This is a genomic window from Eubacterium ruminantium, assembly GCF_900167085.1.
Classification (GTDB): Bacteria; Bacillota; Clostridia; order Lachnospirales; family Lachnospiraceae; genus Eubacterium_Q; species Eubacterium_Q ruminantium.
On the sequence record NZ_FUXA01000008.1, the window covers coordinates 1 to 11,521 of the forward strand.

Annotated in this window: 8 protein-coding genes and 1 pseudogene; 2 read left to right on the forward strand and 7 right to left on the reverse strand. The window is 38.2% G+C overall.

What is annotated here, in order from left to right; all coding sequences use genetic code 11:
- The first annotated feature begins 573 nt into the window (after positions 1-573).
- On the forward strand, positions 574-1,107 hold the full coding sequence (locus B5D25_RS06605; RefSeq protein WP_078787178.1) for a hypothetical protein: 534 nt from the start codon (positions 574-576) through the stop codon (positions 1,105-1,107).
- Positions 1,088-1,279, forward strand: coding sequence for a helix-turn-helix transcriptional regulator (locus B5D25_RS06610; RefSeq protein ID WP_078787179.1), 192 nt, complete (start codon positions 1,088-1,090; stop codon positions 1,277-1,279). The genes B5D25_RS06605 and B5D25_RS06610 overlap by 20 nt, the downstream gene beginning before the upstream one ends.
- A gap of 99 nt (positions 1,280-1,378) precedes the next feature.
- Here B5D25_RS06610 and B5D25_RS06615 read toward each other — a convergent pair whose 3' ends face one another.
- From B5D25_RS06615 to B5D25_RS06640, 7 genes and pseudogenes are all read right to left on the reverse strand, one after another.
- Entirely contained in the window at positions 1,379-4,501 is a 3,123-nt protein-coding gene (locus B5D25_RS06615; protein WP_078787180.1) for a response regulator, read from the reverse strand.
- 7 nt (positions 4,502-4,508) lie between these two features.
- Entirely contained in the window at positions 4,509-7,919 is a 3,411-nt protein-coding gene (locus B5D25_RS06620) for a diguanylate cyclase domain-containing protein (RefSeq protein ID WP_078787181.1), read from the reverse strand.
- A gap of 89 nt (positions 7,920-8,008) precedes the next feature.
- The gene (locus tag B5D25_RS06625; RefSeq protein ID WP_078787182.1) at positions 8,009-8,476 is read right to left on the reverse strand and encodes an APC family permease; all 468 of its coding nucleotides are present in this window, start codon (positions 8,474-8,476) and stop codon (positions 8,009-8,011) included.
- Positions 8,477-8,880: 404 nt separating this feature from the next.
- Complete coding sequence (locus B5D25_RS06630; RefSeq protein WP_078787183.1) at positions 8,881-9,531, reverse strand: HAD-IA family hydrolase; 651 nt, start codon at positions 9,529-9,531, stop codon at positions 8,881-8,883.
- A gap of 235 nt (positions 9,532-9,766) precedes the next feature.
- Positions 9,767-10,186: pseudogene (locus B5D25_RS06635) on the reverse strand (aminotransferase class I/II-fold pyridoxal phosphate-dependent enzyme); the annotation flags it as partial.
- 12 nt (positions 10,187-10,198) lie between these two features.
- Positions 10,199-10,381, reverse strand: coding sequence for a GntR family transcriptional regulator (locus B5D25_RS13240; RefSeq protein WP_176755930.1), 183 nt, complete (start codon positions 10,379-10,381; stop codon positions 10,199-10,201).
- Positions 10,382-10,537: 156 nt separating this feature from the next.
- Complete coding sequence (locus B5D25_RS06640; protein WP_078787184.1) at positions 10,538-11,314, reverse strand: tRNA threonylcarbamoyladenosine dehydratase; 777 nt, start codon at positions 11,312-11,314, stop codon at positions 10,538-10,540.
- Between the last annotated feature and the right edge of the window lie 207 nt (positions 11,315-11,521).

An 11,521-nucleotide genomic window follows, 5' to 3' on the forward strand; every position in this document is an offset into this window, starting at 1 on the left:
ACGGAGAAGAACTGCTTAAGAAACTCGGATGTTCACCGGTTGCCGCCGAGAACATCGTCTTAAAGCCGAAACTTCTCAAAAAGTAACAGAAAAACTTGCTTAAGCCGCCAGAGGAACCAACTTCAAACTATCCACACAGGGATGGATTCTCCGAATACAAAAATTTCGAGAGGGAATTGATCTCTGGTTTCTTATACACTTTTTTCTGCTGAACGCATTATATCATGTCAAGGTAAATATGAAAACTCGGGAATCTCGATTACAAAACGGGATTTTCGTTTACAAAAGGGGAATCTCATTTACAAAATGGGATTCTTGGAGTACAAACGGGACTCTCGGGTTGCTATTTACCGCCCTCACCTCAACCTCAACGTCAACCTCCTCAATTGTGACAAAATGTAATATATACTTGACATTATGAATATGATGTCATACTATATGTCTAAGATAAGCGCATTATCCAATCTTTTTATGACTCGCATTGTTTATAACTTATATGATTTAGAACTCATTGTAAAAACGTTAATCATACAACGTTGTGAAGAAATTAGTATTTATAAAGGAGGCCATGATATGGAAATCGGAATAATAATCATGTTAATTATCCTGCTTTCAATTGTATTATCAATTGTAATGCTTAAGTCTGTAAATAATGATGGATCCACTCTTCCGAAATACGATGAAAGACAGAAAATCCAAAGAGGGCGCGGTTATATGTTTGCTTTTTATTCAACACTTATCATCTACTGCGCAATCCCATTTGTCACAACTGAAAGTTCAAGAAAGTTTTTTAATCAATTCCTGTTCACCGGACCGGCACTTATTGGAATCCTCATCCATGTCAGTTACTGTATCTGGCATAATGCTTATGTACAACTTAATTCGGAATTCAAAAAATGCTTATCTATAATTCTTTCAACAAGCATTTTTAATCTTTTACTTGGTTATACTGCAATACATAACAATAAACTTGTAAAAGATGACCAATTACAATTAAACGTTCTTAACCTTGCTGTCGGATCGTTAGGAATAATAATTGTATTAGAAATGATAATAAAAAGAATCATTGACAAGAGAGGTGAAGCCAATGAAGAATCTGAGGCTTAAGTCTGCCAGAGCTGCTCTCGATCTTTCACAGGAGCAGCTTGCAAAAATGGTCGGAGTTTCAAGGCAAACCATCAACGCAATAGAAAAAGGCGATTATAATCCAACAATTAATCTATGTATCAGCATATGCAAGGCACTCAACAAAACTCTTGACGAATTATTCTGGGAATAAAGAAATAAAGCTCCCTTTACGGTTGCAAAATATAACCGTAACAGGGAGCTCTTTACTATATTATTTATTGGATTTTTTGTTGTTCTCTCTTACTGCTTCCTACTGCATTTCCGCTGCATAGATAAGTTCACCAAGTATCTTTATCAACTGTTCTGCTTCAACAGGTTTACTTAGATGTGCATTCATTCCTACTTGGATAGAACGCTGAATATCTTCATCAAATGCATTTGCCGTAAGAGCTATTATCGGTATTCTCTTGGCATCCGGCCTGTTTAATGAGCGGATCTTCTCTGTTGCTTCAAGTCCGTCCATTTCCGGCATACGAACATCCATAAGGATAGCTGTGTATATTCCTTCCGTACTATTTTCAAACATCTCAACAGCTTCTTTACCATTTCCCGCACGGTCAGTCATTATATTTTCCATCTCTAAAGAGTCGATCATGATTTCTGCATTTATATCGACATCCTCAGCAAGAAGGATACGGCGCCCGTTAAGATTTGCCTGTTTCTTTTCTTTGAAAATTGATTTATTACAACGACTTGCTATTCTCTCAATATTCTTGATGATATTTGTGGCAAACAGTGGTTTTGAAAGATAATTATCTACCCCCACCTTACGTGCTTCCTCATGAATATCATCCCAGCTGTACGCCGTCATTGCTACAACAACACTTTCTTCATTATATAGCTTATTGATCTCAGCAGCAGTCTCCATACCACTCATTCCCGGCATATTCCAATCCATCAGAATCAGATTGTATGGAGTCTGTTTAGCATGCTGAACCTCCATTCTGTTCAATGCTTCCTGACCGCTTGAGCATATCTCAGCGTTGATTCCCACCTCTTCAAGTACCATTCTTGCATGTTCTGCCTCGATAGGATCATCATCAACAATGAGTACATAAATCTCTTCAAGATTGATTTCCTGACTGTAATCCGCTTTTTTAGATTCACAGTTACGTAAAGTTATAGTAACACTGAACTCTGCCCCATGCCCCTTTTCCGAATCAACTTCTATGGAGCCATTCATCACATTTACAATTTTTTTTGTAATAGCGAGTCCAAGACCACTGCTTCCGTACTTTGTTCTGTAACTGCTGTTTTCAAGAGAGAAGGCATCAAATATTCTAGGAAGGTATTCTTTCTCAATGCCTATTCCCGTATCCTTTACGATGAATTTAATCGTAGATTCATTATCAAATTCAGCCGATTTTTCAATCGTAAATGTAACCTCACCGGGTGCCTCGGTAAATTTAACCGCATTTGATAAAATATTGATGAGTGCTTCTTTAATCTTAAATTCATCACCGATGTAGTGACCGTATGTATGCTCTTTTACATCACATTTATATGTCAGACCTTTTTTATTGCATTCGGTCTGCATCAAAGTATTGATCTGTTCTATCATCGAACCGAGAGAGAATTCTTCATTATGAAGTACTATCTTACCGGATTCCAAACGACTTATATTTAAAATGTTATTGATCAGTCCAAGAAGATTATTTGCACTGCCCTCAATCTTCTCCATATATCTTCTTGTCTCTTCATCAAGATTATTCTTTTTCTGAGACAGACTACATAAACCGATGATGGCATTAAGCGGTGTACGAAGTTCATGTCCCATTCCCGAAAGGAACATTGTCTGGGTTTTTGTTGCCTGCTCAGCAGCTTCAAGAGCCTCAATAAGAGTTTCATTTTTCTTCATTGTCTCTTTGATCTCTGAGTCCACATTTGTTATACCTATGATGATATATTTTTCATCCTCCATACGGGAGATCTTCATGTTAACATAAACAGGTTCCCCTGACTCCATCTGCCTATAAGTCATGATAAAGGTATCTTTTCTATCCAGAGCCTTCATAAGATTCTTACGATTCATTGCAAGAAGAAATCCATCCCTATCATCTTCATAAACCTTCTCAGCCATTTCCATCTTACAGTCACTGAAGAAATGCCATCCTCGTCTTATCTCCGAAAGCGACCGGTTCTGCTCAGCATTACCATATTCTATGTATTCCTCGGTATCCGTATTGATATAATACATATCATTGTAATCTCTCGCCAAAGTCTGCGCGATACTGGTATACATAGTTCCGTTATTCACCGCTTTCTCATAGGCTTCCTGTGTCATAGCCTGTTCATGCTGTATTCGAACCATATCGGTAACATCCTGGCATATACCGAGAATACAAAGATTACCGGCTGTATCAGTATATTTAAGTTTTGTAGTCTGCAACTGTCTTCTGTTTCCTGCAACATCCAGAACATCTTCATAATAAATATACGGTTTGCTGAGCGACATAGCTATTCTGTCTGTTTCCACAAAATGCGCCGCCGTCTCAGAGTCAAATATATCCGCATCGGTACGTCCTACTAACTCTTCCTGAGATTTGATTTGGGTATAATTAAGATACCCCTTATTACATGTTATATAGACGCCTGTCTTCGCATATTTTGTAAAAGTCATACCCGGAATATTATCAAGCAACGATACAAATCTATCCTTCAGTTCGGTTATCTTCTTTGATTCCTCCTGCTCTTTTCTATATAATCCCTTCTCATCCTCAGCAACAAATGAATGAAGCATACAGGTGCCCAACATATATCCGATTGAATATACCGGAAGAAGCGGGAAGAAAAGCTGAAACAATAAAAGTGTTGCCATGCTAATTCCAAAGGCGGCCAAAATCTTATATCGAACCATTGTATCATCCGTTTTTTTCACATGAGACATACGAAGAAATGCATAGACCGATATACTGAACAGCATCAATATCTGCAGGCACAACAACACATATCTGCAAGGAAGCGCTTTGTAGACACAGTCTTCACTAACCTTGAAGAGTACCGGAATAAACATATTGGTCACAGTAAATACGATTATCAGTCCTGCAATAATCCGTCCAACTATTACAAGAATCTTACCGAATACACTCTTATCATCAAGATATGCTACAGTATATTCAGCCCAGAAAGATATACCGACTGCCATAGTCACAAAATGTACAGTTGTATCGAAAAATAATGCTGTTTCAAGCTTATTGGCATCAAGGACACCCCATAGAATATCTGTTACATAATATGCAATAACTACGAACAGAAATCTCCTGTAAACATTCCACGCAGGTTTATCTTCTGATAATTTAAAATTGCGAAGAATATCCCAGTTAACTATTATGAGTACCAAAAGCGCTAACAGACCGATTGTAGAATAATACATATATTATCTATCCCCTATTTTTCTTTTTTGCTTTCAAACCACTCTTGTTCTCATACATCCTCTGATCAGCACGTTCATAAACCGAAGCAACTTTGGAATCCTGTTTGTATCTTGAAACACCAAGCGCAACTACGACTCCTCCGTTCTCGATTGCTTCATCATTATGTTCGTTCATCAATTCCACAAGTTCATCAAGTCGTCCATAATCATCTCCCTGAGCAAGAACACAGAATTCATCTCCTCCCACTCGGAATACAGGACTTCTCTTAAATATTGTACAAATGACCTTACAAGCATCACGAAGATACTGATCACCTGCTTTATGTCCTAAGGTATCATTAACTGTCTTAAGATCATTTACATCAAGTATAACGATAGCAAATTCCGGCGCACGATTCATTTCAATCTGTGCATTCAGACGCTCCTCGTAAACTCGATACGCATTTCTGTTCTTAACGCCTGTAAGTGCGTCAATATTTGCCTCTATTCTCGCCTGAGCAAGACGTTTGCCATATTCCTCCTCCTGGCGAACCTGAGCATCTATATCATTTATACCGACTATAAGACGAGGGCCTTCCTCCTCTTCAACCATGGCAGCCTTGATCTGTACATATCGCGGCTCGCCATCTGTTGCCAGTCTGTAACTCAGTGTAAATATACCGTTACGTTCAACCTCCGAAACAACATTCTCCTTTGTCATTACAGAAAGAAATCTGCTCTGATCGTCTAAGAATACAACATTGATAGACTCCTGCCTTGAAGCGGTGAAGAAATCATCACCTTCCGGCGGAATATCAAATGCATTAAAACCGACTGTCGAACTAAGCACACGGTAATGTCCGTTCTCAGGATCAATAACATAAATACCGATGAAATCTCCGGCCAGAGCGCTTATACGATTATAAGCAATCTGCTCTTCCTGAATCTTCTGGATAGCATTTCTCTGTTTCATCTGCTCATCAACATCAGTAACGCTGATAATGATAAATCTGTCATCATCCTGCATTCTTGTAACCTTAAGACTGGTATAAACCGGACCATTCTCACTCTTAAGTCTATAGGTCATCATAAATGTATTGTCCCTATCAAGGGTTGCTAAAAGAGTCTTCCTGTCAAAACCGTTCTTGAAAAAATCCTGATCTTCCGGATATACATATAAATCCGCTTCATCCTGACACTCTTCAAAGAAATGCCATCCACGTCTGGCCTCATAAAGACTTCCGGTTTCAGCATCGGTACGATATTCTATAAACTCTTCAGTATTCAGATCGATATAATAAAGTTCTGTATATCCACGAGCAAGAGTCTGGGCTATATGAGTTACGATATGTCCCGTACTTCGTGCTTTCTCATAAGACTCTTTGGTTTTTGAATTTTCTCTTGAGATACGGAATGAATCCGTTACATCAAGGAATATACCAAGTACACAAAGCCTGCCGTTTGCATCAACATATTTCTGCTTAGTTGTTTTGATCTGTTTTACATTTCCATATTCATCATAAACATCTTCGAAGAATATATAAGGCTCATCCATTGAAAGAGCAACCTTATCATCTTCCATAAACCTTTTTGCTCTTTCCTCATCAAATATGTCAGTCGGCTTAAGTCCTACTACTTCCGACGGATCTTTTTTCTGTGCATATGCAGCAAAAGCCTGGTTGCAGGCAAGATATTCTCCGGTTTCAGCATCTTTGGTAAAGTTCATTCCCGGCATATTATCCAGAAGAGAAGAGATCGTCTGCTTAAGGTCCGCAACCTCCGCCGCTTCATCCAACATCCTTCTTTGATCGCTGGCAGTTTTATCCGCTTTTATCTTCTGTATCAAAAGAATTATTATAACGGTAAACACAACTATAAGTATCGCCATAACCAGGATCCAGTTTTCCTTAATGAACTCATCTACCGTTACATTCCGATCAAATTGCATGTATGACGCGAGAGCAGCATCCATTTCTTCAGTCTTTGTAGTAAGAACTGTTTTATTCATGATCAAATACAGCTCCGAATCCCACCTTTTAACTGCAAATGAAAGTGGCACCGATTCACCTGTCGGAACAGTACAGAGATCGTACTTATTCAAGGTTTTCTCCGCAGCAGGTATCCTGTAACTACTGACAAGAACACAATCTGCTTTTTTATCTGCAACCGCTTTGTAACACTTATTAAGTCCCGGAAACGTTTTTCTTTTAACCGAAGGATACATGTCCATAATGAAGGTTTCGATATTCCTCATTCCTTCATTTACCGCTACCGTTAAATCACTGTATTCCGACAGAACACGTTTATCCGACGAACGCATAATAGCGATCATTTCCGTCTTCATTGCCGGGTTCGTCAGTCTTATCTCCATTTTATCGGCATCATATGTACTGAAATATACAGGGAAAATACAATCTACTTCGCCGGCCTTAAGAGCCTCTACAGCGTCATCAGTCGACTCATATGCTATAGTTTCAAATTGAATATGTATGCTGTTAAGGCTATTTTCAGCATGTGCCAGATAATCCTTCAAAGCTCCTGTCAGCTCGCCTGTTTTATTATCCATATCACAGAAAGGAAGATAATCATCACGATATCCTATACGTATCGGGCCATGCTCCTTGATCCAGTCCTCATGATTCGGAGAAAGAAGAGCATTGGTTCTCTCACCATAAAGACGGTCCTCTGTTATCTTCTGGTTGAAATACGGATCCTCATCCTGTATCTGTGACAATGCCATATTTAACTCTACCAGAAGGTCCGATCTGTTTTTATTTACAGCAAAAAAATAGTCCGAACCACCGATTCTGAAAACAGGAATAGCATCATATTTTGAATCGAATGTATAAATAGCAGCATAGCCGTCAAGCTCACCGGTTTCTACCATCTTCATCGATTCATCTTCTTCTCCATTCAGTAAAACTATATCGATTTTTACACCGTATCTGCCTGCCCATTCCTTTAGAAATTCCGCCTGAATACTTTCATTATTTACACCGATACGCATGCCTTCCGCAGACTTAGGATTGGCAGAATTCACCTTTCTGTTTTCATCATCAATGTAGATATAATATGATTCTGTACCCATAGGAAGATCCGGATACAACATATACGGCTCTCGTTCCGGTCTATAGGAAACATCACTCAAAAGATCGATTTCACCATTCTTAAGCATCTGAAGAAGATTAGGCCAGCTGTCTTCTACATATTCATATGTCCAGCCTGTATAAGCTGAAACCTTCTGCTGGTATTCATATCCGATTCCGCATCGACGTCCAAACTTATCATAATAATTGAATGATGAATCGAACCATCCGACACGAACCACCTTATGATCTACATTTGCAGCAGATGCAGAAGATGGGGGTATGTAATTAAACGCGAGTATAAATAACAGGAAAAATACTATAACTCGCTTAAGTCTCTTATTCATCTTCATTTTTGTTCACCCCCTCCTCAGCCCGCTGCTTGATCAATCGGGCCATAGTATCAAATATCTCCACAAGATTCTTTGTTATAGCCATGCCATTATGTTCTTTCCCATCCGACGTTCACGTTCTCTATTGAGGAATAACCTGCTATCTCATAGAGATAACCAAATCTGAAAGCGTTCCCGAACAATGTTCTCGCTATAAGAGGTAATGCAGTTGCATTTGCCCAAATGATTGCGATATAAGTCAGGATCAAAAACCATGCACTAAGAAATCCTTGATCATATCCAAAAGCTTTTTGGGTATATGTATAGGTTCCGCCTCCATCAGGGTATTTGTTCATAAGATAATGATAATTTACGGCCAAAAGAAGCATAACAAAGCCGCCAAGACTAAGGCCGACAGCAGTACCGATTGGACCTGCGATTGGAAGAAATGTTGTTCCCGGCATCACAAAAGAGCCCCATCCGACGCTGCACCCGAATGCAAGTGCCCATGCTCCCGGAAGGCCCAGATATTGCTTCTGTTCAGGAGTTGTTCCTTCTTTATCAGCCAGTAACCCCATTCAGTATCCCCCCAAGTATTTCAGTTAAACCCCAAATCAATAAGTATGTTCTATAATTCCTTCATCCTTAAAATCCCAATAACCTTTTATTCACAAGACTCCTCATAAAGTCTTATTTCTTCAGCCACATGACTGTACATCTCCCATATAGATTTCAGTCGTGCTTTAACTTCCTAATCAGAAAATTTCCTGCTCTTACCCGGACGAAATTCCTCCGAAATAACAGATACCTCTTCCGATAATTTAGCGAGTCCAAGATTTGCACATACTCCCTTCTCGCTAATCATTTTCAGTCCATTTAGACCCTTTCCCCAAAAGTGTCTGACTACTCATTCATTCTACCACATTTAAACCATTATGTTAAGAATTTATATTTATGTTTATGACAGTTTTTATAATAATGATCAATATATGTCCATTAGCTCTTCCGGCTTTTCAATAATATATGTGGCACCTGCTTTTTCCAATTCTTCTCTGTCACCATAACCCCAGAGAACACCAACCGAATCAAGACCTATTTCATTTGCTGCATTTACATCATGAAGCCTGTCGCCTATCATTAAGATTTTACTTTTATCAGTGCCGCTAAAATGATCAAGCGCATATCTTATTACATCCGATTTTGTTTTTCTGTCAGTAAAATTTGATGTTGCTACAAAATCAAAATATTTATTCAGATCAAAATATTTAAGAACTATTTCCGTTGCATTTGTATTCTTTGAAGTAGCGATGGAAAGCTTTTTTCCTCTACCCTTCAGCTCGCCGAGAATTTTTTCAATCCCTTCATATACTTCATTTTCATAAATACCCTTATCAAAATAATATTCTCTGTAAGTCTCAACAGCCCTTTTGGTTTCATCCTCATCAAATCCAAGAATATCACTAAATGAACTCTCCAAAGGTGGTCCTACAAATCGACGAAGATTCCCCTTTTCAAAATCCTCACCCTTTATCTTATTAATTGCATATTCAAATCCTTTCATAATTCCCGGGCCGGAATCTGTAACGGTTCCGTCCAAGTCAAAAAGCAGTACTTCGTAATCTTTGTTCTTCATCTGGTAAGTCCTCCTGTAATTCTCCACACTTTTCTGCCAACAATTAGTTATGATGAACGTTCATGCATGATAAACAATCGTTATGACGAACGTTTCTGAATAATAATTGTTCCATAATGATAACGTTCATGCATGTTAATTAATCCGTAATGATAACGTTCCTGCATGTTAATTAATCCATAATGATAAACGATTCGCCATGATAATTGGTTCAATATATACAAGCTTCATTGTTTTCAATAAGTGCCTTTCTTTTCTTGCCATAGTAAATCCTCATTCTGTTTATATGCTTTTCAAAATATCCCTTGGAAATAAATGATGCTAAAGTATATTGCTCAAACGTCGGAACTGTACATGAGTAAAATCCCAGTTCCTTTTTATATTTTTTCAGAAGATGCTCCGGAAGTATCATGTAACTGATTCGGATAGTCGGTGCCAGAGACTTTGAAAATGTATTCATATAAATAACTTTCTCGCTTGAATCAATATTGAAAAACGGAGAAATCGGCACGCCATTTACCCTGAACTCACTATCATAATCATCTTCGATTATATATCTTCCCTTTTTCTCATTTGCCCACGTAAGAAGCTCATATCTTCTGCTTACCGGCATAGTTATACCTGTCGGAAAATGATGAGTCGGACATATATGGATAAAGGTAATCTGCTATAGCTGCCCATATGCATTTTCAATTGTTATGGTACTGACACCAAGATTATTTGCAAATGTTCTCTTCGACGGAAGCTTTGTCCCGGGCAGGATCCTGCCCTCAGATATATCCTTCTTAAGACTCTGATATAAATAAACATATAAAGGTCCTGTTTTATTGGACAGATCATAAGTAAGCATATAAGCCCTCCCGTATGGCATCTTATTTGAGGTGATTTTTAACATTTTTATATGCCACTTTATTTATAACATATTTTCCACCCTCATCAAACCCCTTAAAGATATTTATACTTAAAAGAAAAGCCGGTATAAATACCGACTTTAAATTCTTTTGGATTAATTTATTTCATCTTTTCTATAACCTTTGCAAAGATCATTTATAATCTCGCCCGCGATTATGAGTCCCACAACTGATGGCACAAATGCGGTTGAACCCGGGATGTCTCTTCTCTCTGTGCATTTTCTTGCAGTTCCCGGAGGGCATATACAGTTCTGTCTGCAACTGATGGACATATCTTCTAATGGACGCACCGGTGGCTCTTTGGAATAAACAACTTTTAAAGAATCAATACCTCTTTTTCTGCATTCCCTTCTCATGACTTTGGCAAGAGGACAGATTGAAGTTTTATAAATATCTGCTACTTCAAATGCTGCAGGATTAACTTTATTACCTGCTCCCATTGATGATATAACAGGAACTCCCACACGCTTTGCATTTTCTATGATAGTTAACTTACCTGTGACTGTATCTATCGCATCAACCACATAATCATATTCGCGAAAATCAAACTGATCCTGAGTTTCAGGAAGATAAAAAGTCTTATATGTTCTGACTTCACAATCAGGTGAAATATCTTTCACTCTCTCTTCAGCTACATCAACTTTATACTTTCCTATTGTTTTATGGGTTGCAATGATCTGCCTATTTATATTGGTCAGACAAACTTTATCATCATCTATAAGATCAAGAGCTCCAACACCGGATCTTGCCAGTGCCTCAACTACATATCCTCCGACTCCACCGATACCAAATACCGCAACACGGCTTGATGCAAGACGTTTCATAGCATCTACACCATAAAGAAGCTGCGTTCTTGAAAACTGATTTAACATTAAAAACAAACATCCTTTCCATCAAATACTGTTTTCTTACGCGCACAAAGATACCACATCATGCTTTATATGTCTAATCATATTTTCTTATCATTGTACTTTTTTGTTGTACTTTTTTGTTCTACTATTTCCCTATCGCACCGAGTGAAATCATCTGTGGAAATGTTGTATTGTAGAAAAAACCTTTTTATATTTGAAAAAAAGGAC